Source organism: Pseudomonas sp. CCC4.1 (genome assembly GCF_035019225.1).
GTDB lineage: Bacteria > Pseudomonadota > Gammaproteobacteria > Pseudomonadales > Pseudomonadaceae > Aquipseudomonas > Aquipseudomonas bubulae.
On record NZ_JASJWL010000070.1, the window covers coordinates 1 to 23,855 of the forward strand.

The following is a 23,855-nucleotide window of genomic DNA, read 5'->3' on the forward strand; positions in this document are numbered from 1 at the left end:
GCTGACACCACCTGTGTGCCCCGCTAACCGCTAGCGGGGCACAATCGATACCCGGCTGCGACAGATCAGTCCTGCGCTGTGCGATATGTGATCGAATGGTCGTTACTCGCGTCAGATCATGACTTTGCGTTCTGCCTCAAGGGAGTCTCACCATGAAACGTTTTGCTCTAGCTGTAGTTTGCTGCGCCTTGGCCACCTCGGCTCTGGCGGCGCCCAAGCCGTGCGAAGAACTGAAAGCCGAAATCGAAGCCAAGATCCAGGCGAACAATGTGTCGTCCTACACCCTCGAAATCGTGAGCAATGAAGAAGTTCATGACGAGAACATGGTGGTTGGTTCGTGTGAAAGCGGCACCAAGAAAATCATCTACCAGAACAACGACCGTCAGCCTTCAAGGTAAGCAGTTGACCAGCCGCTCCTCGGCGACCACCTTGCCCGTTGCGTCGTACAGCCGGGCGTAGGCGTTGAAGCCCAGTGAGCGGGCCTGTAGCCGGTAACGCTGGCCGGGCTGGAAGTTGTCGTAATCGACGGTGACGTAACACAGGCGCTCCTGTGGGTCACTGAACATACCCATGCCGCCGACAAACACCTCGAAATCGAAGCGCACCATCAACTCGTGGCTACCTGGCGTTACTTGAAAATAGCGGCCATCGGCCTGTCGCTTGTTATCCAGACGCTCGGCCATTACCAGCTTGCCGGTTTGGGTTTCAAGGTCGACCCAGGCCATGGCGGGATCAGCCGGGGGGATTGGCGTGCTGGTACAGGCGCTGAGCAGACAAGCAGCCAGCAACCACAAAAGCGTGCGCATGATGATGTCCAAAAAAAGTGTTACGCAAGCATAGCGTGCATTATGGTCACATCACTCGCCTACTGGATCGCTTTATGACCTCGCGTGTTCGCGGCTTGTTGGTCCTTGCCTTGCCGCTTCTGCTCAGCGGTTGCTCCAGTGCGGGCTACTACTCGCAATTGGCCACCGGCCAATGGAATTTATTGCAGGCCCGTGAACCCGTGAGCAAGGTGATTGTTGATCCCCGGCGCCCGACAGCGTTGCGTGAGCAATTGGCAAAAGCCCAGGCTGCGCGCTCCTTCGCCAGCGAGCATTTACACCTGCCGGACAACCAGAGCTATCGTCTGTATGCCGACCTGAAACGGCAGTACGTGGTGTGGAATGTCTTTGCCACCCCGGCGTACTCCCTCGACCCCGTCACCCATTGCTTTCCCATAGCCGGGTGCGTGGCCTACCGGGGTTATTACAGTCAGGGAGCGGCGCGAGGCGAGGCGGCCCTGCAACACCAGCAGGGCATGGACGTGTTTGTCAGCGGCGTTGAAGCCTATTCCACCCTGGGATGGTTTGATGACCCGATCCTCAATGGCATGCTCAATTGGGGTGATGAGCGCTTGGCCACACTGATCTTTCACGAGCTGGCCCATCAGCAGTTTTATGTGAAGGACGACACTGAATTCAATGAGTCTTTTGCCAGTTTCGTGGAACAGGAAGGCACCCGCCAATGGCGCGTCGAACAAGGTTTGCCACCCTCCGACGGCAGCCATGTGCAGCAACGTGAACAATTTATCACCCTGGTGCTCGACACTCGCCAGCGCTTGAAGACCCTTTATGCACAGCCGTTGCCTGCAGCCGAAATGCAGCAGCGTAAAACCGCTGCATTCGAACGAATGCGCCGTGATTATCGTCAGTTACGGGATGAGCAATGGGCGGGAAATCCACGCTATGACGCGTGGGTCAATGGCCCTCTCAATAACGCCAAATTGTTGCCCTTCGGTCTTTACGATCAATGGGTGCCTGCCTTCGCAGCCCTGTTCAAGCACGTGGGCGGCGACTGGCCGAGTTTTTATGCCGAAGTTGAACAGCTGGGTAAATTGCCCCCCGAACAGCGCAAGGCTGCCTTGTATAAATGGGCAGAACGCTGAGCTTTTTGAGGCTGCACTACATAGATAGCCCCCCTGAAATCCCTGTCTCAATAGGCTGAGAACCCACCGATACTCAGCCCGAAATGAAGCAGAACTTTCAAGGAATGCTGCCATGGAGCCAACCAACCCGCTGTTGAGCGCGACCCTTCTGCCCCTTTACAGCAAGGTACGTCTAGAACATCTCAAGCCGGCAATCGAACACATTGTTGCCGACAACCTGCAGTCAATCAGCCGAATCGTCAGTGCCCAGTCCCAACCCACATGGTCGGGCCTGGTGTTGCCGATGGAAGCCCTGACGGCGCGGCTGGATGAAGCCATTGCCGTCATCACGACACTGGGGCAGGTACCAAGAGAAGTGTCATGGGAAACAGACATCGGCCAATGCTTTCTGGCTGCCTACAATTACAAGGCGCAAGTCTTGCAAAATCGCGAGCTTTATCTGGCCTGCAAGGCTTTGGCAGAAAGCCCTGAAGCCATGCAATTTGATCGCTCGCAGCAGGCTCTATTGGGCAAGATACTGCGCGACTACCGGTTGGCTGGGAGTGAGCTGTCAGCCTCTGGCAGAGGCGAACTCATCGAGCTCAACCACGAGATATCACGACAGGAATGGGTTTTTTACGAAAACGCACGACAATCCAGAAAATCCTGGAGCAAGCTGGTTACCGATGAGTCCTTGCTTGCGGGGCTTGCGAGTGAACTCAAGGGGCAGTTGGCAGACATTGCCACGGACGCCGACCTGCAAGGCTGGCTGATAACTCTTCAGGAGCGCGCTACCTACACCGCGATCATGCGCTCATGCGAAAACAGGGCGCTGCGCGAGGAGTTGTTCACGGCCTACAACACGCGGGCTTCCGAGCAGGGCCCCGCAGGCGGGCAATATGGCAATGGCCCGGTGCTCCATGATCTGCTCAGGCTGCGTCAGCAGAAGGCGCGCCTGCTGGGGTATGACAGCCATGCCGAGCTGAGCCTGCAGGGCAAGACGGCAACCTCGGTTGATGAGGTGCTGAGTTTTCTGCGCACTCGAATTGAACGCAAGTCGGCATTTTTTTCAACTCAAACCGCAGAGCTGCATGCCCTGGCGTCGGCCATGCAATACGACGGACTCAAACCATGGGATCTGTTGTTTCTGGCGCAAAAACGCGCTCTGCAACTAAGCCCGCTGGCGGGCGATCAATTGAAATCATATTTTGCGTTCACACGTGTTTTTGAAGGCATCGTGTTACTCGTCAAGCGCCTCTTCGCGGTCGATCTGGTCGAACAGGTATCGTTTGATACCTGGCACCCGGACGTTCGTTTGTTTGAAGTGGTCGAGTCAGGTATTCGGGTGGGGCATCTTTATCTCGACCCTTACCTTCGTGAATCCAAGCCGAATATGTGCTGGACGCAGTCGGCACGTAACCGCAGAATCAATCAGCAAGGGGACCTGACCACCCCGGTGGCCATCCTCTATGGCAACTTCTCACCCGAATCCCCTGGCTCCCCATCACTGCTGACGCCGCAGCAGTTAACCCTGCTTTTCCATGAGTTGGGTTGTTGCATGAAGCAACTGCTGACCCGCAGTCCCTACGGTGCATTTTCCCGCGTGGATGTACTGAATGCTGAGGCGTCCGGGTTTTCAGGCAAATGCGCTGAAAAGTGGTGCTGGTCACGGGACGGTCTGCGCTGGTTGGCCAGGCATGCCCAGCATGACAGTGAGCTGACCTATGAGCAGATAGACCAAGTACTTGAAGCGCGCAGTGCCGAGCGTTGGCTTGAAACGGCCCGCGAGCTTGGGCTTGCGCTGTTTGATTTTGAACTGCACCGCACCTGGGGCGATGGCCGCAGCGTGGAAGAGATCTGGCGCAGTGCACACAATCAACTCCAGCCGTTACCGTTGGCGCAGAACGACCGATCTGCCAACACTTTCGATGCGATCGTCTCGGGCCATGATGGCGCTTATTTCGTCAATGAATGGGCCGAAGCGATGGCTGAGCAGGTTTTTGCACGGTTTGAACAGCAAGGTGTGTTTGACCCACAAACGGGCTTGGCCTATCGCGAAGCCTTCCATGCACCGGGCATCGAACGCCCGCTGCATGAGTCTTTCGAGGTGTTTATGGGCCAGCCGCCCGCGAGCGTATAGGTATCTTCAGGACTTGAGCCAGTTCTTCACCACGCATGAAGCAAAAGGGCTGGTACTGCATGCGCCGCTGCTCAGGGCTGCGCGCAACTGTGGGATATCCGCCTTCATCATGTAGCTCTCGCCATCTTTGTGGTGCGAGTTTTCGCCAAAGCCGCCCTGGGTCATTTCTTTCAGGGCGTCTTCCTTGCTCCAGTCCTGCACGACCACGCGATACATCGCCGCCATCAGCCCGGTACGGTCCGAACCGTGCTTGCAGTGCATCAATACAGGGCCCTGTGCTTGTGCCGTCTGGATGGCACGCAGCGCGGCCAGCACATCGGTGTCATCTACATGGTTGGTGCGATAAGGCAGTTGGACTTGAGCGACGCCTGGAGTCTTGAGCCAGGAACTGTCGGCATCAGGCAAGAAGTTGATGACGGTGGTTATCTGTAATTTTTCCAGCAGCGGCTGCGCGGCACTGTCAGGCAGTGCGCTGCGGTACAGGGTCGGGGACATTTGATAGAGGTTGTATTGCGTGGCAATGGGCTGTGCCCACTGTACAGGCCGGGCCTGGGCTGTTTCGTCGGCCAGGGCCTGAGGCACAGAAAACGCTGCCAGCAAGGTCAGGCACAGAGCAGGAAAAAACCGGGCTTTGGGCATATCAGTTCGACCATTAACAAAGAATTTGGAAGTTGAAACGCTAGATTGAGGGATGACTAATCAAAACTGTGTCAGGCATTTGTCAAAAAAGCGTGAGGGCGCAGCCAGTGATGGCCTGATGCTATTGGTGCGGCAAATTTACGCATGAAACGATTCATCTGGTCGCCTGGCCTGTTAGTATTTGTAACCAAACTTTGCCTGCGTTTTTTTTCTCAGGTCGATTTCGACCCGTATCGCTGCCAAAACGAAAAGCTGCCCATGAGCGGCTGTAATCCGTGAATGCCTGATGAGGTGCCCCGCATGTCTGAGCAAGACAACCCCCGGCGTGAGTTTTTGCGCAAAACCCTGACCCTGATTCCAGTGGTCACTGTTGCGAGCACGGGCCTGGGTGGTTCCGTTCTGATGGCTACGCCAGACGCTCAAGCCGCACCGGTCGCTGCGCCGCCCGTTGCCGCATCAGGCCCGGCCTATGAACCAACGTACTTCACGGCTGAAGAGTGGGCGTTCGTTAACGCCGCCGTCGCGCGTCTGATCCCGGCTGACGAGCAAGGCCCGGGGGCGCTCGAAGCTGGCGTTCCGGAATATATCGACCGTCAGATGAACACGCCTTACGCCAGCGGCGCGCTGTGGTTTATGCAGGGGCCGTTCAATGCCGACGCTGCGCCGGAAATGGGCTGGCAGAGCAAACTGGTGCCAAAACAGATCTATCGCCTGGGCATTGCTGCCACGGAGGAGCTCTGCAAAAAAGCCTATAACTCAACATTTGCTGGGCTAGACAGCGCTACCCGAGACGAAGTGCTCAAACAGCTGGAAGCCGGCACGCCTAAATTCGATAGCGTCCCGGCCAAGATGTTTTTCAGCTTTTTGCTGCAAAACACCAAGGAAGGCTTCTTTTGCGACCCTATTCACGGTGGCAACAAAGGCATGATCGGCTGGACCATGATCGGCTTCCCCGGCGCGCGCGCTGATTTCATGGACTGGGTAGAACGCAACGAGCAATACCCCTTCCCGGCAGTTTCCATTCGCGGCGAGAGGGCTTGAGCATGTCGACCGTTATGAAAAAAGTTGATGCAGTAATCGTTGGTTTCGGTTGGACCGGCGCGATCATGGCCAAAGAGCTGACCGAAGCCGGCCTGAATGTTGTGGCCCTGGAGCGCGGTCCGATGCAGGACACCTATCCAGACGGCAACTATCCACAGGTCATCGACGAACTTACCTACAGCGTGCGCAAAAAGCTGTTCCAGGACGTCTCCAAAGAAACCGTCACCATTCGCCATAGCGTCAATGACGTGGCCTTGCCCAACCGCCAGTTGGGTGCTTTCCTGCCGGGTAACGGTGTGGGCGGTGCAGGCTTGCACTGGTCGGGGGTGCACTTTCGGGTCGACCCGATCGAACTGCGCATGCGCAGCCATTACGAAGAGCGTTACGGCAAGAACTTTATCCCCAAGGACATGACCATCCAGGACTTCGGCGTCAGCTACGAAGAGCTGGAGCCGTTCTTCGACTATGCCGAAAAGGTTTTTGGTACGTCGGGTCAGGCCTGGACCGTCAATGGCCAACGGGTCGGTGAAGGCAAGGGCGGCAACCCTTATGCGCCGGACCGTTCGGACCACTTTCCGTTGGTGTCGCAGAAGAACACCTACTCCGCACAGCTGTTTCAGAAAGCGGCCAATGAGGTTGGCTACAAGCCTTATAACCTGCCGTCGGCAAACACCTCCGGGCCATACACCAACCCCTATGGCGCGCAGATGGGTCCGTGCAACTTCTGCGGTTTTTGCAGCGGTTATGTCTGCTACATGTATTCCAAGGCATCGCCCAACGTAAACATTCTTCCTGCCCTGAAGCCGTTGCCGAACTTCGAGCTGCGCCCGAATGCCCATGTGATCCGGGTCAACCTGGACAGCAGCAAAACCAAGGCTACCGGCGTGACCTATATCGATGCCCTGGGCCGAGAAATCGAGCAGCAGGCCGATCTGGTGATCCTGGGCGCGTTCCAGTTCCACAATGTGCGTCTGATGTTGTTGTCGGGCATTGGCAAGCCGTATGACCCGAAAACCGGCGAAGGTGTTGTCGGTAAAAACTTTGCTTACCAGAACATGGGCACCATCAAGGCCTACTTCGACAAAGACGTGCACACCAATAACTTTATCGGTGCAGGCGGCAATGGCGTGGCAATTGATGATTTCAACGCCGACAACTTCGACCACGGGCCGCACGGTTTTGTCGGTGGCTCGCCGATGTGGGTCAACCAGGCCGGTAGCCGGCCGATTGCAGGCACGTCCAACCCGCCGGGTACGCCGGCCTGGGGCAGCGCGTGGAAGCGTGCAACCGCCGATTACTACACTCACCAAGTGTCGATGGACGCCCACGGTGCGCATCAGTCCTACCGTGGCAACTACCTCGATCTGGACCCGGTGTATCGCGATGCCTACGGCCAGCCGTTGCTACGCATGACGTTCGACTGGCAAGAAAACGACATCAAGATGAACCGTTTCATGATGGAAAAAATGGGCAAGATCGCCGAAGCGATGAACCCCAAGGCCATTGCGCGTATCGGCAAACAAGTGGGTGACCACTTCAATACGTCGTCGTACCAGACCACCCACCTTAACGGTGGAGCGATCATGGGGACCAACCCGAAAACCAGTGCACTGAACCGTTACCTGCAAAGCTGGGACGTGCACAACGTGTTTGTGCCGGGTGCATCGGCTTTCCCACAAGGTTTGGGCTACAACCCTACGGGACTGGTGGCTGCATTGACCTATTGGTCGGCGCGGGCAATCCGCGAGCAGTATCTGAAGAACCCCGGCCCACTGGTTCAGGCATAAGGAGCGATGACCATGAAAGCACTTGTTATCGCAACCCTGAGCCTGCTCGCCAGCTTTTCGGCGGTGGCCGCTGAAAGCGACCCGCAGGCGTTGATCAAACAAGGTGAATATCTCGCCCGTGCCGGTGACTGCGTGGCGTGCCATACGGCCAAGGGCGGCAAACCGTTCGCCGGTGGCCTGGCGATGGAGACGCCGATCGGCACCATTTATTCGACTAACATCACGCCAGCCAAAAACGGCATTGGCACTTACAGCTTTGAAGATTTCGACAAAGCCGTGCGTCACGGTGTTGCGCAGAACGGCAGCACCTTGTATCCGGCCATGCCGTATCCGTCCTATGCGCGGGTCAACGAGGCCGATATGCGGGCGTTGTATGCCTACTTCATGAAGGGCGTTAAACCTGTCGAGCAAGCGAACCAGGAAGCCGATATCCCGTGGCCGTTGAGCATGCGCTGGCCGCTGGCGATCTGGCGCTGGCTGTTTGCCCCTGCGGTTGAAGATTTCAAGCCGCAAGCCGGGCAGGACGCGGTAGTTAGTCGTGGGGCGTATCTGGTGGAAGGCTTGGGCCACTGCGGTGCATGCCATACGCCACGGGCCCTGACCATGCAGGAAAAAGCCTTGAGTGCCAGTGATAGCCCGGCATTTCTGTCAGGCAGTGCACCGCTGGAAGGCTGGATCGCGAAGAACCTGCGCGGTGATCACAAGGACGGTCTGGGCAGTTGGAGCGAAGACCAGCTGGTGCAGTTCCTCAAGACCGGTCGCAGTGATCGCAGTGCGGTATTTGGCGGCATGAGCGATGTGATCGTACACAGCATGCAGTACATGTCCGACGCTGATCTGACGGCCATTGCCCGTTACCTGAAGTCGTTGCCAGCGGTGAATCCGGCTGACAAACCGCATCAGTACAACCCGGCAGTGGCGGATGCCCTGTGGAACGGTGATGACAGCAAGCGTGGCGCTGCGGTGTACATCGACAACTGTGCGGCTTGCCATCGTACCGACGGTCACGGCTATACCCGTGTGTTCCCTGCCCTGGCGGGCAACCCGGTATTGCAGTCGGCCGACCCGACGTCGTTGATACATATCGTGCTTAAGGGAGGGACGTTGCCTGCAACGCATACAGCGCCATCGACGTTCACCATGCCCGCTTTCGACTGGCGTTTGTCGGATCAGGAAGTGGCCGATGTGGTCAATTTCATCCGCACCAGTTGGGGCAACCAGGCGGCTGAGGTGAAGGCCGGGGATGTGAAGGCGATTCGTTAACCCTGAGTATTCGGTGGGAGCGGGCTTGCTCGCGATGCAGACAACTCGGTATGCCTGACTTACCGAGTCGCTCCCATCGCGGGCAAGCCTGCTCCCACATTGGGTCTTCAGGGCTGTCTTGCAGACATCCCGAACCACTTCTGCGACAACGCCTCCAGCCTCCCGTCTGCCTTGATCCGCTGCAAGGCCTTGTCCAGGCTGGCCTGGAACGCCGGGTTGCCTTTCTGGAAGGGGATTACCAGGGCAACTTCCTCATCTGTGACCGGCGTTTTCTGCGCCACCGTGACCAATGGCCCACGTTCGACAAACCCATTGCCCTGAGCTACGCCTAAAGTCTGGCCTTGAAACATTGCAAGGCTGTTGAGTGAGCGCGGCTGCTCTTGCCGGGCAATCGTCTGCGCTGGCAGATGGCTGTAAGGTTCGCTGAAATCGAACCGATCCTGGAGTTCCTGGGTCAAAGCCACATGATTGATCGCGACATCGTATTTGCCGCTCTCAACCCCTGACAGCAAGTCAGCGTTATCGGTGACCAGAATGGAGGAATGTACTTCCAGTTCCTGAGCCAGCAACTCGGCCAGTTCAACGTCAAAGCCGGTCAGACGCCCGTCCTGCTTGAAGCTGAACGGTGCCATGTCGGCTTCCAGGGCTATGCGCAGTTCACCACGGTCGTTGATGTCGTCGATCAGTTCGGCCTGAGCAAAAGGGCTCGCCAGTGGCAGTAAAAGCATCAGGCCCGGCAATAAACGCATGGTCACTCCTTTGGTTGGGATGCAAGCGAATCGCATTTAACGTTCGCTTTGCTTTATGTTGGTCACTTGCGGGGTTGGACAACGGTTTGGCTCTAAGTTGTCAGGCACCGAAGAATTTTGCAAAAAACCGGAGAAAAAAATGAAAGCTCTACTGTCTCGTGTTGCGCTGGCTTCTGTATTGATGGGCGCTTCGGTCATGGCCACAGCGGCTGGCCTGGAATCGGAGCCTGCACCAAAAGGCGCCAAAGTGTTTATCGTCGAACCTAAAGACGGTGCCACAGTTGATCAAACTTTCACCGTTAAATTCGGTATTGAAGGCATGCCTCTGGCGCCTATCACCGAGGCCACGCCGCATGCGGGCCATCACCACCTGCTGATCGATGTCGACCAGTTGCCGGCCGAGAACGCACCGATCCCGGCCGATGCCAACCATATCCATTTCGGCAAGGCCCAGACCGAAACCCAGGTCACCCTGCCACCTGGCAAGCACACCCTGCAACTGGTGCTGGGTAACCAGGTTCATGTGCCGTTCAAGCCAAGCATCGTGTCGGAAAAAATCACGGTTAATGTGAAATAAGCTTTTTCGACGCATAAAAAAGGGAGACCCGAGGGTCTCCCTTTTTAGTGAGAGGCGTTTAGAACAACACGCGGCAGCGAATAGTGCCGTTGATGGTCTGCAGCTTCTCTTGCGCCAGGTCCGAAGACTCGGCGTCGACGTCGATCACTACATAGCCAACTTTCTCGTTGGTTTGCAGGAATTGGCCGGAGATGTTGATCCCGTTTTCGGCGAAGATCTTGTTGATCTCGCTCATCACGCCCGGGATGTTCTGGTGGATGTGCAGCAGGCGGTGCTTGCCAGGGTGGGCCGGCAGGGCCACTTCCGGGAAGTTCACGGACGATACCGAGGTACCGTTGTCGCTGTACTTGACCAGTTTTTCTGCCACTTCCAGACCGATGTTGGCTTGCGCTTCAGCGGTAGAACCGCCGATGTGCGGGGTCAGGATCACGTTGTCCAGGCCACGCAGCGGGCTTTCGAACACGTCGTCGTTGGAGCGCGGCTCAACCGGGAACACGTCGATGGCGGCGCCGATCAGGTGCTTGTCCTTGATTGCGTCAGCCAGGGCGTCCAGCTCAACCACGGTGCCGCGAGCGGCGTTGATCAGAATGCCGCCCTTTTTAATGGCACGGATTTCTTTCTCGCCGATCATCCACTGGGTGGCTGCGGTTTCCGGTACGTGCAAGGTGACGATGTCGGACATGCCCAACAGTTCGTGCAGATTGCCGACCTGGGTGGCGTTGCCCAATGGCAGCTTGGTCACGGTGTCGTAGAAGAACACCTGCATGCCCAGACCTTCAGCCAGAACCGACAGCTGAGTACCGATCGAGCCGTAACCCACGATACCCAGCTTTTTGCCGCGGATTTCGAAGGAGTTGGCTGCGCTTTTGATCCAGCCGCCACGGTGGCAGGAAGCGTTTTTCTCAGGGATGCCACGCAACAACAGGATCGCTTCAGCCAGCACCAACTCGGCCACCGAACGGGTGTTGGAGTAAGGGGCGTTGAAAACAGCGATACCGCGTTCGCGAGCAGCGTTGAGGTCGACCTGGTTGGTGCCGATGCAGAAACAACCAACAGCGACCAGTTTCTTGGCGCAATCGAACACTTCTTCGGTCAGCTGGGTACGAGAACGGATGCCGATAAAGTGGGCATCAGCGATCTTTTCCTTCAGCTGGGCTTCAGGCAAGGAACTGGTGATGTACTCAATGCTGGTGTACCCGGCGGATTTGAGCACTTCAACAGCGGATTGGTGGACGCCTTCCAAAAGAAGGAACTTGATCTTGCTCTTATCGAGAGAAGTCTTGCTCATCTGCGTAAACCTGTGTCCCAGAGAAAAAATGGCAGGGAATGGACAGCGAGAGCTGACCTGGCCGGCGTGAAAACCGGCCCCGAGAATCGTCCTGTGGCTCGATTCTGCGAGGGGGTCGTATGCTAGCATAAGCGCCCCGCTAAACACCCATTCCTGCGACGTGAAGCGTTCTCAGGATGACCATGAATTGTTCGAGAGTTCTGTTGATGACCCATCCTGCCTTGATTGATGAGCTGAAGACCCTGGTAGAGCCTGGCAAGGTTTTGACCGACGCCGACTCCCTTAATGCTTACGGCAAGGACTGGACCAAGCATTTCGCTCCCGCCCCGTTGGCCATTGTGTTTCCGAAAACCACCGAGCAGGTGCAGGCCATCGTGCTGTGGGCCAACGCCCATGACGTGGCACTGGTACCGTCGGGTGGCCGTACCGGCCTGTCCGCTGCTGCCGTGGCCGCCAATGGCGAAGTAGTGGTGTCGTTCGACTACATGAATCAGGTGCTGGACATCAACCTGACCGACCGCACTGTGGTCTGCCAGCCTGGGGTGGTCACCGAGCATCTGCAGAACCTGGCCGAAGAAAACGGTCTGTACTACCCGGTGGACTTCGCTTCGGCTGGCTCCAGCCAGATTGGCGGCAATATCGGCACCAATGCCGGCGGCATCAAGGTGATTCGCTACGGCATGACCCGTAACTGGGTGGCCGGCATGAAAGTGGTCACCGGCAAGGGCGATGTGCTGGAGCTCAACAAGGACCTGATCAAGAACGCCACCGGCTATGACATGCGCCAGCTGTTTATCGGTGCCGAAGGCACCCTGGGCTTTGTGGTGGAAGCCACCATGCGCCTGGACCGTGCGCCGAAAAATCTGACGGCGATGGTGTTGGGCACGGCAGATTTCGATTCGATCATGCCGGTACTGCACGCCTTCCAGAACAAGCTCGATCTGACGGCTTTCGAGTTCTTCTCCGACAAGGCGCTGGCCAAGGTCATGGGTCGTGGCGACGTGCCTTCCCCGTTTGAAACCGACTGTCCGTTCTATGCGCTGCTGGAATTCGAGGCGACCACTGAAGAGGTTGCCAATGCGGCCCTGGAAACCTTCGAGCACTGCATGGAAGAAGGCTGGGTACTTGATGGCGTGATGAGCCAGAGCGAAACCCAACTGCAGAACCTGTGGAAACTGCGCGAGTACATCTCGGAGACCATTTCCCACTGGACGCCATACAAAAACGACATTTCGGTCACCGTGTCGAAAGTCCCGGCATTTTTGAAAGAAATTGACGCGATCGTCGGCGAACACTACCCGGATTTCGAAATTGTCTGGTTCGGCCACATTGGCGACGGCAACCTGCATCTAAACATCCTCAAGCCCGAAAACCTGAGCAAGGATGAGTTCTTCGCCAAGTGCGCGACGGTGAACAAGTGGGTGTTTGAAACCGTTGAGAAATACAACGGCTCGATCTCTGCCGAGCATGGCGTGGGCATGACCAAGCGTGACTACCTGACCTACAGCCGTTCGCCGGTTGAGATCGAGTACATGAAAGCGCTCAAGGCCGTGTTCGACCCTAAAGGCATCATGAACCCCGGCAAGATTTTTGCGGTTTAAAGTTAACGGTATTCAATAGCGGAGTCTGTCCATGAGCTATCAGCACCAGTATGTCGACGGTACCCGGATCCACTTTCCGATCGGTAAAGTGGTGTGCATCGGCCGCAACTATGCCGAGCACGCCAAAGAGCTGGACAACCCGATCCCGACCGAGCCCCTGCTCTTCATCAAACCGGGCAGTTGTGTCGTGCCACTGGAAGGCGGCTTTGCGATCCCCACCGAGCGCGGTTCGGTGCATTACGAAGCCGAAATTTCGGTACTGATCGGCAAGCCCCTGTCGAACAACCCGAGCGCCGAAGAAGTGCTGGATGCGATCTCCGGTTTTGCCCCTGGCCTGGACCTGACCCTGCGCGACAAACAGGCCGAGCTCAAAGGCAAAGGCCTGCCGTGGGAAATTGCCAAGTCGTTCGATGGCGCCTGTGTGCTGGCTCCTTTCGTACAGAGCAGCACTTTTGCTGACCTGGCCGATATCGGCATTCGTTTGACCATCAATGGCGAAGTGCGTCAGGACGGTAATAGCGCCCTGATGCTCAACCCGATCGTACCGATGATCCAGCACATGGCTGCGTGCTTCTCACTACAAGCCGGTGATGTGATCATGACTGGCACACCGGTGGGCGTCGGCCCACTGAATGTGGGCGATGAGCTGGTGCTGGAGCTGACGGGCGTTAGCCGCTTCGAGAGCAGCGTTCGTTAGTCCGGGCCTGGCAATTGAAACAGCCTGTGGCAACGGCCACAGGCTTTGGCATTACACCGCCATCGGCGCGGTCATTGGCGCGTGGTGCTGGTAGCCTTCGAGGCTGAAGTCGCCCGGCTCGATCATGCCCAGCCACTCCGGCTGGTACACGCCGGTCTTGGCGAATTCCGGTACGCGGTCCGAGATTACCAGTTTGGGCATCGGGAACGGCTCGCGGGTGAGCTGCTCGTTAAGCATGTCCAGGTGGTTTTCGTACACGTGGGCATCGCCGATAAAGTAGGTGAACCAGCGTGGTGTATAGCCGGTCAGGCGGCCGATCAGGCTCAGCAGCGCAGCGCCTTCGGTCAGGTTGAACGGTGTCCCCAGGCCCAGGTCGTTGGAGCGGATGTAGAGGGTCAGGGAAATCTCCCTGGTCTCGACATTCGGGTGGAACTGGTACAGCAGGTGGCACGGTGGCAGGGCCATTTCGTCGAGCTGGGCGCAGTTCCAGCCGTGGAACAGGATACGGCGGCTGCCCGGGTCATTGATGATGGTGTCGACGCACTGGCGTACCTGGTCGATGGCCTTGTACAGCACCACATAGGCCTGGCCGTCTTCTTCGCCTTCGGCAATCTGACGATAGCCCTGGCTCAGGCATAGCTCGATAGCGGCCACATTGCTGCGATCAACTTGCTTGTAGGCCGGCCATTTGCGCCATTGCACACCATAGATCTCGCCAAGGTCGTCTTCGCCCTGACGGAACGGGTTGTCCAGCCACTGGGCGTTTTCGTTGGCGTTCTGGTCCCACACCTTGCAGCCCAATGCGCGGAAGTCTGCAGCGCTATTGACCGGGCGCAAGAAACCGCACATCTCGCCAATGGCCGATTTGAACGCCATACGCCGGGTGGTGATGGCCGGGAAGCCTTCCTTGAGGTCATAGCGCAGCATGGCGCCGGGCAGGCTGATGGTTTTTACGCCGGTACGGTTGGCTTGCAGGGTGCCGTTTTTAATGACGTTGGCAACGAGGTCGAGATATTGCTTCATGGTTTTCCTACCGTTTGAATGCGGGGCTCTATAAGCCCCGCCATCCGAATGTATTACGCAGCTTTTTGAGCCGCTGGATCGCGGTGGTAAGCCCACCAGATCAGGAACAGGCCGCCCGCGATCATCGGGATACAGAGAATTTGCCCCATCGTCACCCAGCCGAACGCGAGATAACCCAATTGGGCATCCGGCACACGGACGAATTCGACGATAAAGCGGAAGATGCCGTAGAACAGGGCGAACATCCCGGAAACCGCCATGGTTGGACGGGGTTTGCGCGAGTACAGCCAAAGAATCAGGAAGAGTGCCACACCTTCGAGGGCGAACTGGTAAAGCTGCGACGGATGACGCGCCAGTTGTTGTGGGTCGGTAGGGAAGATCATCGCCCACGGCACATCGCTGGCCTTGCCCCACAGTTCGGCGTTGATAAAGTTGCCGATGCGCCCTGCACCCAGGCCAATGGGCACTACAGGGGCGATAAAGTCCATGATCTGGAAGAATGACTTGCCGTTGCGCTTGCCAAAACCCCACACCGCCAGCATCACGCCGATCAGGCCGCCGTGGAACGCCATGCCGCCTTTCCACACTTCAAAAATCAGCAGCGGGTTGGCGATATAGGCGCTCAGGTCGTAAAACAGCACATAGCCCAGGCGCCCGCCGACAATCACGCCCATGGCCACCCAGAACACCAGGTCGGAGAGTTTCTCCTTGGTCCAGGTCGGGTCGAAGCGGTTGAGGCGGCGTGACAGGATCAGCCAGGCAGCGCCAATGCCGATCAGGTACATCAAGCCGTACCAATGGATTTTCAGCGGGCCGATGGCCAGTGCCACCGGATCAATCTGCGGGTAAGGCAGCATTGCGACTCCTTGTTAGGTCAGGAAACTCAAGCCGACACAGAACAACAGTGCGGCAAACAGCCGTTTCAGCAGGCGTGGCGAGAGCTTGTGGGCCAGTCGCGCACCGAAACGGGCGAAAAACATGCTGGTCAGGGCGATCCCGAGCAGCGCGGGCAGGTAGACAAAACCGAGACTATGCGCGGGCAGGTCGGGGTTGTGCCAGCCAATGATCATGAAACTTGCTGCACCTGCCAGTGCAATCGGCAGCCCGCAGGCTGACGACGTGGCCACGGCCTGCTGCATCGGCACGCTACGCCAGCTCAGAAATGGCACGGTCAGCGAGCCGCCGCCGATGCCGAAAATCGCCGAAGCCCAGCCAATCACCGTACCGGCCAGGGTCAGCCCGACCTTGCCAGGTACCGTGCCAGTGGCCTTGGGTTGCAAGCCCAGGGCCATCTGAATGGCGATCACCACGGCGAACACACCGATGATTTTCTGCAAGTGGGGGCCGGCAATGGCTTCTGCGGTCAACGCACCGATGCCCGCACCGATCAGGATGCCCAGCGTCATCCAGAGCACCAGAGGCCAGCGCACGGCGCCTTTTCGATGGTGCTCGCGAATCGAGTTGATCGAGGTAAAAATGATCGTGGCCAGTGACGTGCCAACGGCCAGATGGGTCATCACCTCGCTGTCAAAACCCTGCAAGGTGAAGCTGAACACCAGCACCGGCACGATGATCAACCCGCCGCCGACCCCGAACAGCCCGGCCAGCACCCCCGCAAAACCTCCCAGTACCAGATAGAGCAGAAATTCCATGACGCCCCCCCCAAAATTGATCCGCATGGTAACGGAGCAAGGGCTTTGGCTCCACTGCGCTGCACGGTATGGCGCGAGCCGCCCGAGCAATCTATAAGTAGTGTGGTTAAAAAAACATTAAGGACTGCCCATGTGTCTGATTGTCTTCGCCTGGCGCCCCGGCCATGCACAGCCTTTGGTCGTTGCGGCCAACCGCGATGAATTCTATGCCCGCCCCGCCAAACCCCTGGCGCAGTGGGCCAATGCGCCACAGGTATATGCCGGGCGCGACCTTGAAGCGGGAGGAACCTGGCTGGGCATCGGCGCCGATGGACGCTTTGCGGCCCTGACCAATATCCGCGAACCGCACAAGCCGCCTTCACGGCGCTCACGGGGCGAGCTGGTGGCTGACTTTCTCACCGGCCACCAGTCAATTGCCGAGTATTTCACCCAGGTAGGCCGACGTTCTGTCGACTATGCCGGTTTTAATCTGCTGTTGGGCACCGCAGATCAGCTCTGGCATTTCAATTCCGGGGACCTGGCGCCGCAACCGCTGAGCGCGGGGATTTATGGTTTGTCCAACGGCGGGCTGGATACGCCGTGGCCCAAACTGCTCAAAGCCAAGGCCGCGCTGGCCGAGGTGCTGGACAACCCGCAGCCACAAGCGCTGCTGGCGTTGCTCAAGGACCCGCAGACGGCCCCGTTCAGCGAACTGCCGGACACCGGCGTAGGTCTGGCCACGGAGAGTCTGCTGTCGAGTGTGTTTATCACCAGCCCCAGCTATGGCACCCGTGCCAGTACCGCGCTTATTGTGAATGCAGACGGGTCAAGGGTGATGGTGGAACACAGCTTCGGGCCGCATGGGGGGCGGTTGGGAGAGGTAAGGCTGGCGGTGTGACGCTAGCCCTCACCCCAACCCTCTCCCCGAGGGAGAGGGTTGGGGTGAGGGCGCTTTTCAGTAAGGCTTGATCGCCGCCGGGTTCATCATGCGGGTCAGGCCCATGTTTTTCAGCGCCAGTTGAATGGTGCTGCGAATGACCTGCGGGTTGTCGATGGTCATCACTTCGGCCAGCAGTTCCTTGGCGCGACTCAGGCTGACCTGACGCAGCATCCATTTCACCTTCGGCAAGTTGGTGGCGTTCATCGACAGGCTGTCAAAGCCCATCGCCATCAACAGGATCGCCGCCGCAGGGTCACCGGCCATTTCTCCACAGATGCTCGCCGGCTTGCCTTCGGCATGGGCGTCACGCACCACCGACTGCAGGGCCTGCAGCACCGCCGGGTGCAGATAGTCGTACAAGTCCGCCACGCGTGGGTTGTTGCGGTCCACAGCGAGCAAATACTGGGTCAAATCGTTGGAGCCCACCGAGAGGAAGTCGACCTGACGGGCCAGCTCCTTGGTCTGATAAACCGCAGCCGGGATTTCGATCATCACCCCAATAGGCGGCATCGGCACGTCGGTGCCTTCGTCGCGCACTTCACCCCAGGCGCGGTGCAGCAGGTGCAGGGCTTCTTCGAGTTCGTGGGTGCCCGAGATCATCGGCAGCAAGATACGCAGGTTGTTCAGGCCTTCACTGGCCTTGAGCATGGCCCGGGCCTGCACCAGAAAGATTTCAGGGTGGTCGAGGGTCACGCGAATCCCGCGCCAGCCCAGGAACGGGTTTTCTTCCTTGATCGGGAAGTAAGACAGTGACTTGTCGCCGCCGATGTCCAGGCTGCGCATGGTCACCGGTTGCGGATGGAAGGCAGATAATTGCTCGCGATAAATCGCCAGCTGCTCCTTTTCGCTGGGAAAGCGCTGGTTGATCATGAACGGCACTTCGGTGCGGTACAGACCTACGCCTTCAGCGCCACGCTGTTGTGCTCGCGCCACATCGGCCAGCAGGCCGGTATTGACCCACAGCGGCATGCGATGCCCGTCAGGGGTGATGCAGGGTAGCTCGCGCAGGGCATCAAGCCCCAGGGACAGCTGGCGCTCTTCCTCGACCACCTCGGCGTATTGCTTGCGCAGCACTTCGCTGGGGTTGGTATAGACCTCGCCGTGGTAGCCGTCGACGATCATCTGGATGCCGTCGACCCTGGAGTACGGCAGGTCGACCACGCCCATCGCCGTCGGGATACCCATGGCGCGGGCCAGGATGGCAACGTGGGAGTTGCCCGAACCCAGTACCGACACCAGGCCTGCCAGCTTGCCTTCGGGCACTTCACCGAGCATGGTGGCCGTCAGCTCTTCGCTGACCAGAATGGTGTTGTCCGGGTAGACCATGGTTTGCTGGCGATCATGCTGCAAATAGGCCAGCAGACGACGGCCAAGGTCACGCACATCCGACGCCCGCTCACGCAGGTAGTCGTCGTCCATCAGTTCGAAACGGTTGACGTGATCGGTCACGACCTGGCGCAGCGCGCCCTGGGCCCATTGACCGGTCTTGATGACATTTTTGACTTCGCTGCCCAGCGACGCATCGTCGAGCATCATCAGGTACACATCGAACAATGCCTGTTCTTCGGGGCGCAACTGGGTGGCGAGTTTCTTGGACACCGCGCGCATATCGTTGCGCACGCCTTCCAGGGCGGTCTTGAACAACGCAATTTCGGCGGGGATATCGGTGATGGTCTTGTCGGGCACCACATCCAGATCCGCGGGTGGCAGCATCACCACGGCGGTACCCACGGCAGCGCCCGGCGAACCCGGTACGCCGACGAACTTGGCTTCCTGGATGCCCTTGCCCTGACGGCCCAGGCCACGAATCGAACCCGTGGCTTCGGCGTGGGCAATAACCCCGGCCAACTGGGCGCTCATGGTCACCAGGAAGGCTTCTTCACCTTCGTCGAACTGACGGCGCTCCTTTTGCTGAATGACCAGGACCCCGACCACGCGCCGGTGGTGGATGATCGGCGCGCCCAGGAAAGAGGCATAGCGCTCCTCTCCGGTTTCGGCAAAGTAGCGATAGCGCGGGTGATCGGCGGCGTTTTCGAGGTTCAGAGGCTCTTCACGGGTGCCCACAAGGCCGACAAGGCCTTCGTTGGGCGCCATGCTGACTTTGCCGATCGAGCGCTTGTTCAAGCCCTCGGTGGCCATCAGGACAAAGCGGTTGGTCTCTGGATCAAGCAAATAGACCGAGCAGACCTGGCTGCTCATGGCCTCTTTGACGCGCAACACAATAATCCCCAACGCCGCCTTGAGATCCTTGGCGGAGTTAACTTCCTGGACGATCTTGCGCAGCGTATTGAGCATGGCTCGGGGTCGAACTCCGTGTCAGGCGCGCGTTAAAAGGCGCGGGGCAAGCTCTTTGAGAGCGCGACGGTAGACCTCGCGCTTGAATGTCACCACCTGGCCCAACGGGTACCAATAACTGACCCAACGCCAGCCATCGAACTCCGGTTTACCGGTCAAATCCATCCGCACCCGTTGCTCGTTGGAGACCAGGCGCAGCAAAAACCACTTTTGCTTCTGGCCGATGCACAGCGGTTGGCTGTGGGTACGTACCAGGCGTTGCGGCAAACGATAACGCAACCAGCCTCGCGTGCAGGCGAGTATTTCTACATCTTCGCGTTCAAGGCCAACTTCTTCGTTCAGCTCACGGTACAAGGCGTCTTCCGGCGTTTCGTCAGGGTTGATGCCACCCTGTGGAAACTGCCAGGCGTCTTGATTGATACGGCGAGCCCAAAGTACCTGACCAGCGTCATTTGTCAGAATAATCCCGACATTAGGGCGGAAACCATCGGGGTCGATCACGGCAACAACCTCGCAAACGCATGTCGCCGCATTGTTCCACAAAGGTTGTGAAAGCAGCAACGCGCCTTCCTGCCTTATGTGCACTCTTGTTAAAAGACCGTATTCTTGTGGCCTTTTCTCAGGCAACTCAACGGGTAACCTCAATGCGTCTGGCTTTATTCGACTTGGACAACACCCTCCTGGGCGGTGACAGCGATCACGCCTGGGGCGATTACCTGTGCCGCCGGGGCATTCTCGACGGCGACGCCTACAAGGCGCGCAACGACGCGTTCTATCAGGACTACCTGGCCGGCAAGCTGGACAACGCCGCCTACCTTAATTTCAGCATGGAAATCTTTGGCCGCCATGACATGGCGCAACTGGATCAATGGCACCGCGAATTCATGCGCGACTGCATTGATGGCCTGATGCTGCCCAAGGCCCATGCCCTGCTGGCCAAACACCGTGAAGCCGGCGACACCCTGGTGATCATCACTGCCACCAACCGCGTGATCACGGCCCCCATTGCCGAAAAACTCGGCGTGGAACATTTGATTGCCACCGAATGCGAAATCATCGATGGCCGTTACACCGGTCGCAGCACAGACGTACCGTGCTTCCGTGAAGGCAAGGTGACACGCCTGAACCGCTGGATCGAAGAAAACGGCTACAGCCTGAAAGACAGCTACTTCTACAGCGACTCGATGAACGACTTGCCGCTGCTGGAGCAGGTTGATCATCCGGTGGCGGTCGACCCGGATCCGAACTTGCGGGCGGAGGCCATCAAGCGTGGCTGGGAAGTCATCTCGCTGCGCGACTGACACACAACCTGTGGGAGCGGGCTTGCTCGCGATAAGATCGCCGCGGTTTTTCTGCAAGACCGCAGTGATGCCATCGCGAGCAATCCCGCTCCCACACAAGCACGTGTGCTTAAACCGGCTTGGCGCCCATCAATCCCGCGATGGCGATAAAGCAGACTGCACAAAAAATGGCCAGCACCAGGGTAAACCACGGGTATCTGGCCATTCGCCCCAAGCGCAGACGGTTAAGGCGCACCACCAGCCACAGCCAGCTCAGGCTGCCGAGCAGGTACAAACAACTGCCCGCCAGCAGCCATATCTGGCTCAACGGCCAACCGGCCAGATGCACCAGAAACCAGCCACTGACGGGCAACGCCAGCAGACACAGGCCCATCAGCGCCCAAACATAACTCCAGGGCCGCTGCACCACTCCGCCTGACAGGTTTTTATCCCCTGCCCGCCAGCGGCGAATTACCACAACCAGCAAGGCAATGGCGCTGACAAACAGCAGCAGTGTCGACACGCCATGCAGCAGTTTTAACGCTGTGAACGTTTCCATTTGATTAATCCCTTGAGCCGTTCAATCAGCGTAGCGCCTATCAGCCAAGAAACAGCTGGTAGGCAGGGTTATCGCTCTCATCCCAGTACGGGTAGCCGATTTCTTCCAGCGCCGCCGGCACCAGGTGGCGCTCGTCCGCCGGTACCTGCAGGCCGGCCATGACCCGGCCATCCGCCGCGCCGTGGTTGCGGTAATGGAACATCGAGATGTTCCAGCGCCCGCCCAGCTTGTTGAGGAAGTTGAACAGCGCCCCCGGCCGCTCCGGGAACTCGAAACGGAACAGCAACTCATCGCTGACCTTCGCAGCATGGCCGCCAACCATATGACGGATATGCAACTTGGCCAGCTCGTTCTCGGTCAGGTCGACCACCGGGAAGCCCTGCTCAGTCAGACTGACCAGCAGCGCGCTGCGGGGATCGTTCTCGGGGTGGGTCTGCACGCCAACGAAAATGTGTGCTTCGCTGCCAGTGTGGTAGCGGTAGTTGAACTCGGTGATCTGACGCTTGCCCACGGCCTGACAGAACGCCTTGAAGCTACCCGGCACCTCAGGAATGGTCACCGCAATGATGGCTTCACGGCCTTCACCCAGCTCGGCCCGCTCGGCCACATGACGCAGTCGGTCAAAGTTGACGTTGGCACCGGAGTCGATTGCCACCAGGGTCTGGCCGCGCACGCCGCGCTGCTCGACGTACTTCTTGATTCCGGCCACGCCCAGCGCACCGGCAGGTTCGGTGATCGAGCGGGTATCGTCGAAGATATCCTTGATGGCTGCGCAGATCTCGTCAGTGCTGACGGTGATCACTTCATCCACATAGTCCTTGCAGATATCGAACGTGTGCTGGCCAATCTGCGCCACGGCCACGCCGTCGGCGAAAATCCCCACGGTTGGCAGCACCACGCGCTCACCCGCCGCCATCGCGGCTTGCAGGCAGTTGGAGTCATCGGGCTCGACACCAATGATCTTGATGTCCGGGCGCAGGTACTTCACATACGCCGCAATACCGGCAATCAGCCCGCCGCCGCCCACCGGTACGAAGATCGCATCCAGCGGCGCCGGGTGCTGGCGCAGAATTTCCATCGCCACGGTGCCCTGCCCGGCAATGGTGTGCGGGTCATCGTAGGGGTGAACGTAGACGTAGCCTTCTTTCTCGACCAGTTGCAGCGAGTAGGCCAGCGCCTCGGGGAACGTGTCGCCATGCAGCACCACAATGCCACCACGGGAGCGCACGCCTTCGACCTTGATCTCGGGGGTGGTCTTGGGCATCACGATGGTCGCTTTGACCCCCAGCACCTTGGCCGCCAGGGCCAGGCCCTGGGCGTGATTGCCCGCTGACGCCGTCACCACGCCGCACGCGCGCTCGGCGTCGGTCAGGTGCATCAGTTTGTTGTAAGCGCCACGAATCTTGAACGAGTACACCGGCTGCAAATCTTCGCGCTTGAGCAAAATCTGGTTGCCCAACCGCTGGGTAAGCTGGTTGGCAGCTTGCAGTGGGGTTTCTACGGCAACGTCATAAACGCGCGAGGTGAGGATCTTCTTAACGTACTGTTCGAGCATCGGAAAGCTTCACTGGGCGGGTTGGCAGGGACCAAGGAGTCTACCCCAGCGTTTGCGCAGGCGACCATACGAATCCAAAGGTTTTAAAGCCTTGGGTTATACTCAGCTCCTTTCTTTTTCCCCCTTCCCGCCCCGGAGCCCGCATGACCCAGGATCAACTCAAACAGGCCGTAGCCCAGGCTGCTGTCGACTTCATCCTTCCAAAACTGGATGACAAGAGCATCGTCGGGGTCGGTACCGGCTCCACTGCCAACTGCTTTATCGATGCCCTGGCCCAGCACAAGGGCGCATTCGACGGCGCGGTTGCGAGCTCCGAAGCCACCGCCGCGCGTCTCAAGGGCCACGGCATTCCGGTGTACGAACTGAACACGGTCAGTGATCTTGAGTTCTACGTTGATGGCGCCGATGAAAGTGACGAAAACCTCAACCTGATCAAGGGCGGTGGCGCAGCCCTGACCCGCGAAAAAATCGTCGCTGCCGTGGCCAAGACCTTTATCTGCATCGCCGATGCCAGCAAGCTGGTTCCGGTGCTGGGCGCATTCCCGCTGCCAGTCGAAGTTATCCCGATGGCCCGCAGCCACGTGGCTCGCGAGCTGGTAAAACTGGGCGGCGATCCGGTGTACCGCGAAGGTGTGGTTACGGACAACGGCAATATCATCATTGACGTGTTCAACATGCAGATCACCAACCCGGTTGAGCTGGAGCGTCAGATCAACGCCATCGTCGGTGTTGTGACCAACGGTCTGTTCGCCGCCCGCCCGGCCGACCTGCTGTTACTGGGCACGCCTGAGGGCGTGAAAACCCTGAGCAAGTAACTGCGCCAGCAGGAAAATTTCAACTGTGGGAGCGAGCCTGCTCGCTGTCTCTTATACACATCTCCGAGC

The 23,855-nt window shown here is 58.5% G+C and carries 23 protein-coding genes; 12 read left to right on the forward strand and 11 right to left on the reverse strand.

Going from position 1 to position 23,855, the window contains the following annotated elements; all coding sequences use genetic code 11:
* The first annotated feature begins 152 nt into the window (after positions 1 to 152).
* Positions 153 to 398 (forward strand): DUF1161 domain-containing protein, encoded by a 246-nt coding sequence (locus QN377_RS20085; protein WP_094999635.1) that lies wholly within the window; start codon positions 153 to 155, stop codon positions 396 to 398.
* On the opposite strand, the gene QN377_RS20090 is transcribed toward QN377_RS20085, so the two are convergent.
* A complete protein-coding gene (locus QN377_RS20090; RefSeq protein ID WP_094999636.1) occupies positions 390 to 806 on the reverse strand; it encodes a hypothetical protein in 417 nt (138 codons plus the stop codon). The genes QN377_RS20085 and QN377_RS20090 overlap by 9 nt on opposite strands.
* A gap of 74 nt (positions 807 to 880) precedes the next feature.
* Here QN377_RS20090 and QN377_RS20095 point away from each other — a divergent pair, with 74 nt between their 5' ends.
* On the forward strand, positions 881 to 1,927 hold the full coding sequence (locus tag QN377_RS20095) for an aminopeptidase (RefSeq protein WP_095017905.1): 1,047 nt from the start codon (positions 881 to 883) through the stop codon (positions 1,925 to 1,927).
* Between the two features lie 112 nt (positions 1,928 to 2,039).
* Positions 2,040 to 4,046, forward strand: a complete 2,007-nt coding sequence (locus QN377_RS20100; RefSeq protein ID WP_322213878.1) for a M3 family metallopeptidase — start codon at positions 2,040 to 2,042, stop codon at positions 4,044 to 4,046.
* 6 nt (positions 4,047 to 4,052) lie between these two features.
* On the opposite strand, the gene QN377_RS20105 is transcribed toward QN377_RS20100, so the two are convergent.
* Complete coding sequence (locus tag QN377_RS20105) at positions 4,053 to 4,685, reverse strand: dual specificity protein phosphatase family protein (RefSeq protein ID WP_094999639.1); 633 nt, start codon at positions 4,683 to 4,685, stop codon at positions 4,053 to 4,055.
* Positions 4,686 to 4,985: 300 nt separating this feature from the next.
* Between QN377_RS20105 and QN377_RS20110 the strand changes: the two genes are divergently transcribed.
* Genes QN377_RS20110 through QN377_RS20120 form a run of 3 tightly spaced genes read left to right on the forward strand, consistent with a single transcriptional unit; the run spans position 4,986 to position 8,776 of the window.
* Positions 4,986 to 5,726 (forward strand): gluconate 2-dehydrogenase subunit 3 family protein, encoded by a 741-nt coding sequence (locus QN377_RS20110; protein ID WP_094999975.1) that lies wholly within the window; start codon positions 4,986 to 4,988, stop codon positions 5,724 to 5,726.
* 2 nt (positions 5,727 to 5,728) lie between these two features.
* Positions 5,729 to 7,513, forward strand: a complete 1,785-nt coding sequence (locus QN377_RS20115; protein WP_094999640.1) for a GMC family oxidoreductase — start codon at positions 5,729 to 5,731, stop codon at positions 7,511 to 7,513.
* A 12-nt stretch (positions 7,514 to 7,525) separates the two neighbouring features.
* Complete coding sequence (locus tag QN377_RS20120; RefSeq protein WP_094999641.1) at positions 7,526 to 8,776, forward strand: cytochrome c; 1,251 nt, start codon at positions 7,526 to 7,528, stop codon at positions 8,774 to 8,776.
* A gap of 107 nt (positions 8,777 to 8,883) precedes the next feature.
* Here the strand turns inward: QN377_RS20120 and QN377_RS20125 are convergent, their stop codons facing one another.
* Positions 8,884 to 9,525: a transporter substrate-binding domain-containing protein gene (locus QN377_RS20125; RefSeq protein WP_094999642.1), complete on the reverse strand. Its 642-nt coding sequence runs from the start codon at positions 9,523 to 9,525 to the stop codon at positions 8,884 to 8,886.
* 139 nt (positions 9,526 to 9,664) lie between these two features.
* On the opposite strand from QN377_RS20125, the gene QN377_RS20130 reads away from it, so the two are divergent.
* Positions 9,665 to 10,102: a DUF4399 domain-containing protein gene (locus tag QN377_RS20130; protein WP_094999643.1), complete on the forward strand. Its 438-nt coding sequence runs from the start codon at positions 9,665 to 9,667 to the stop codon at positions 10,100 to 10,102.
* Between the two features lie 58 nt (positions 10,103 to 10,160).
* Here QN377_RS20130 and serA read toward each other — a convergent pair whose 3' ends face one another.
* Positions 10,161 to 11,390 carry a phosphoglycerate dehydrogenase gene (serA, locus tag QN377_RS20135; protein WP_083369705.1) on the reverse strand — a complete coding sequence of 410 codons (1,230 nt, stop codon included), beginning with the start codon at positions 11,388 to 11,390 and terminating at the stop codon, positions 10,161 to 10,163.
* A gap of 206 nt (positions 11,391 to 11,596) precedes the next feature.
* Between serA and QN377_RS20140 the strand changes: the two genes are divergently transcribed.
* Positions 11,597 to 12,991, forward strand: a complete 1,395-nt coding sequence (locus QN377_RS20140; protein WP_094999644.1) for an FAD-binding oxidoreductase — start codon at positions 11,597 to 11,599, stop codon at positions 12,989 to 12,991.
* Between the two features lie 31 nt (positions 12,992 to 13,022).
* The gene (locus tag QN377_RS20145; RefSeq protein ID WP_095017903.1) at positions 13,023 to 13,688 is read left to right on the forward strand and encodes a fumarylacetoacetate hydrolase family protein; all 666 of its coding nucleotides are present in this window, start codon (positions 13,023 to 13,025) and stop codon (positions 13,686 to 13,688) included.
* 51 nt (positions 13,689 to 13,739) lie between these two features.
* On the opposite strand, the gene QN377_RS20150 is transcribed toward QN377_RS20145, so the two are convergent.
* Genes QN377_RS20150 through QN377_RS20160 form a run of 3 tightly spaced genes read right to left on the reverse strand, consistent with a single transcriptional unit; the run spans position 13,740 to position 16,363 of the window.
* Positions 13,740 to 14,711 (reverse strand): thymidylate synthase, encoded by a 972-nt coding sequence (locus QN377_RS20150; RefSeq protein ID WP_095017902.1) that lies wholly within the window; start codon positions 14,709 to 14,711, stop codon positions 13,740 to 13,742.
* 53 nt (positions 14,712 to 14,764) lie between these two features.
* Positions 14,765 to 15,568, reverse strand: a complete 804-nt coding sequence (lgt, locus tag QN377_RS20155; protein WP_094999647.1) for a prolipoprotein diacylglyceryl transferase — start codon at positions 15,566 to 15,568, stop codon at positions 14,765 to 14,767.
* 12 nt (positions 15,569 to 15,580) lie between these two features.
* Positions 15,581 to 16,363 (reverse strand): sulfite exporter TauE/SafE family protein, encoded by a 783-nt coding sequence (locus QN377_RS20160; RefSeq protein ID WP_322213872.1) that lies wholly within the window; start codon positions 16,361 to 16,363, stop codon positions 15,581 to 15,583.
* A 130-nt stretch (positions 16,364 to 16,493) separates the two neighbouring features.
* Between QN377_RS20160 and QN377_RS20165 the strand changes: the two genes are divergently transcribed.
* Positions 16,494 to 17,240: an NRDE family protein gene (locus QN377_RS20165; protein WP_095017900.1), complete on the forward strand. Its 747-nt coding sequence runs from the start codon at positions 16,494 to 16,496 to the stop codon at positions 17,238 to 17,240.
* Positions 17,241 to 17,297: 57 nt separating this feature from the next.
* On the opposite strand, the gene ptsP is transcribed toward QN377_RS20165, so the two are convergent.
* Both ptsP and QN377_RS20175 read right to left on the reverse strand, forming a co-directional pair.
* Positions 17,298 to 19,577 (reverse strand): phosphoenolpyruvate--protein phosphotransferase, encoded by a 2,280-nt coding sequence (gene ptsP, locus QN377_RS20170; protein WP_094999650.1) that lies wholly within the window; start codon positions 19,575 to 19,577, stop codon positions 17,298 to 17,300.
* A gap of 21 nt (positions 19,578 to 19,598) precedes the next feature.
* Positions 19,599 to 20,078, reverse strand: coding sequence for an RNA pyrophosphohydrolase (locus tag QN377_RS20175; RefSeq protein WP_019828104.1), 480 nt, complete (start codon positions 20,076 to 20,078; stop codon positions 19,599 to 19,601).
* 143 nt (positions 20,079 to 20,221) lie between these two features.
* Here QN377_RS20175 and QN377_RS20180 point away from each other — a divergent pair, with 143 nt between their 5' ends.
* Entirely contained in the window at positions 20,222 to 20,878 is a 657-nt protein-coding gene (locus QN377_RS20180; protein ID WP_095017899.1) for an HAD family hydrolase, read from the forward strand.
* A gap of 109 nt (positions 20,879 to 20,987) precedes the next feature.
* On the opposite strand, the gene QN377_RS20185 is transcribed toward QN377_RS20180, so the two are convergent.
* Together QN377_RS20185 and ilvA are read right to left on the reverse strand one after the other, a co-directional pair.
* Positions 20,988 to 21,416 carry a DUF2269 family protein gene (locus QN377_RS20185; protein ID WP_095017898.1) on the reverse strand — a complete coding sequence of 143 codons (429 nt, stop codon included), beginning with the start codon at positions 21,414 to 21,416 and terminating at the stop codon, positions 20,988 to 20,990.
* A 40-nt stretch (positions 21,417 to 21,456) separates the two neighbouring features.
* The gene (ilvA, locus tag QN377_RS20190; protein WP_095017897.1) at positions 21,457 to 22,971 is read right to left on the reverse strand and encodes a threonine ammonia-lyase, biosynthetic; all 1,515 of its coding nucleotides are present in this window, start codon (positions 22,969 to 22,971) and stop codon (positions 21,457 to 21,459) included.
* A gap of 143 nt (positions 22,972 to 23,114) precedes the next feature.
* On the opposite strand from ilvA, the gene rpiA reads away from it, so the two are divergent.
* Complete coding sequence (gene rpiA, locus QN377_RS20195) at positions 23,115 to 23,786, forward strand: ribose-5-phosphate isomerase RpiA (protein ID WP_048361307.1); 672 nt, start codon at positions 23,115 to 23,117, stop codon at positions 23,784 to 23,786.
* Positions 23,787 to 23,855 lie beyond the last annotated feature (69 nt).

Excerpts from the sequence above, each read along its gene's own strand:
- QN377_RS20085 (WP_094999635.1), top strand. The coding sequence starts at position 153 with ATGAAACGTTTTGCTCTAGCTGTAGTTTGCTGCGCCTTGGCCACCTCG.
- QN377_RS20090 (WP_094999636.1), bottom strand. The coding sequence starts at position 806 with ATGCGCACGCTTTTGTGGTTGCTGGCTGCTTGTCTGCTCAGCGCCTGT.
- QN377_RS20095 (WP_095017905.1), top strand. The coding sequence starts at position 881 with ATGACCTCGCGTGTTCGCGGCTTGTTGGTCCTTGCCTTGCCGCTTCTG.
- QN377_RS20100 (WP_322213878.1), top strand. The coding sequence starts at position 2,040 with ATGGAGCCAACCAACCCGCTGTTGAGCGCGACCCTTCTGCCCCTTTAC.
- QN377_RS20105 (WP_094999639.1), bottom strand. The coding sequence starts at position 4,685 with ATGCCCAAAGCCCGGTTTTTTCCTGCTCTGTGCCTGACCTTGCTGGCA.
- QN377_RS20110 (WP_094999975.1), top strand. The coding sequence starts at position 4,986 with ATGTCTGAGCAAGACAACCCCCGGCGTGAGTTTTTGCGCAAAACCCTG.
- QN377_RS20115 (WP_094999640.1), top strand. The coding sequence starts at position 5,729 with ATGTCGACCGTTATGAAAAAAGTTGATGCAGTAATCGTTGGTTTCGGT.
- QN377_RS20120 (WP_094999641.1), top strand. The coding sequence starts at position 7,526 with ATGAAAGCACTTGTTATCGCAACCCTGAGCCTGCTCGCCAGCTTTTCG.
- QN377_RS20125 (WP_094999642.1), bottom strand. The coding sequence starts at position 9,525 with ATGCGTTTATTGCCGGGCCTGATGCTTTTACTGCCACTGGCGAGCCCT.
- QN377_RS20130 (WP_094999643.1), top strand. The coding sequence starts at position 9,665 with ATGAAAGCTCTACTGTCTCGTGTTGCGCTGGCTTCTGTATTGATGGGC.
- serA (WP_083369705.1), bottom strand. The coding sequence starts at position 11,390 with ATGAGCAAGACTTCTCTCGATAAGAGCAAGATCAAGTTCCTTCTTTTG.
- QN377_RS20140 (WP_094999644.1), top strand. The coding sequence starts at position 11,597 with ATGACCCATCCTGCCTTGATTGATGAGCTGAAGACCCTGGTAGAGCCT.
- QN377_RS20145 (WP_095017903.1), top strand. The coding sequence starts at position 13,023 with ATGAGCTATCAGCACCAGTATGTCGACGGTACCCGGATCCACTTTCCG.
- QN377_RS20150 (WP_095017902.1), bottom strand. The coding sequence starts at position 14,711 with ATGAAGCAATATCTCGACCTCGTTGCCAACGTCATTAAAAACGGCACC.
- lgt (WP_094999647.1), bottom strand. The coding sequence starts at position 15,568 with ATGCTGCCTTACCCGCAGATTGATCCGGTGGCACTGGCCATCGGCCCG.
- QN377_RS20160 (WP_322213872.1), bottom strand. The coding sequence starts at position 16,363 with ATGGAATTTCTGCTCTATCTGGTACTGGGAGGTTTTGCGGGGGTGCTG.
- QN377_RS20165 (WP_095017900.1), top strand. The coding sequence starts at position 16,494 with ATGTGTCTGATTGTCTTCGCCTGGCGCCCCGGCCATGCACAGCCTTTG.
- ptsP (WP_094999650.1), bottom strand. The coding sequence starts at position 19,577 with ATGCTCAATACGCTGCGCAAGATCGTCCAGGAAGTTAACTCCGCCAAG.
- QN377_RS20180 (WP_095017899.1), top strand. The coding sequence starts at position 20,222 with ATGCGTCTGGCTTTATTCGACTTGGACAACACCCTCCTGGGCGGTGAC.
- QN377_RS20185 (WP_095017898.1), bottom strand. The coding sequence starts at position 21,416 with ATGGAAACGTTCACAGCGTTAAAACTGCTGCATGGCGTGTCGACACTG.
- ilvA (WP_095017897.1), bottom strand. The coding sequence starts at position 22,971 with ATGCTCGAACAGTACGTTAAGAAGATCCTCACCTCGCGCGTTTATGAC.
- rpiA (WP_048361307.1), top strand. The coding sequence starts at position 23,115 with ATGACCCAGGATCAACTCAAACAGGCCGTAGCCCAGGCTGCTGTCGAC.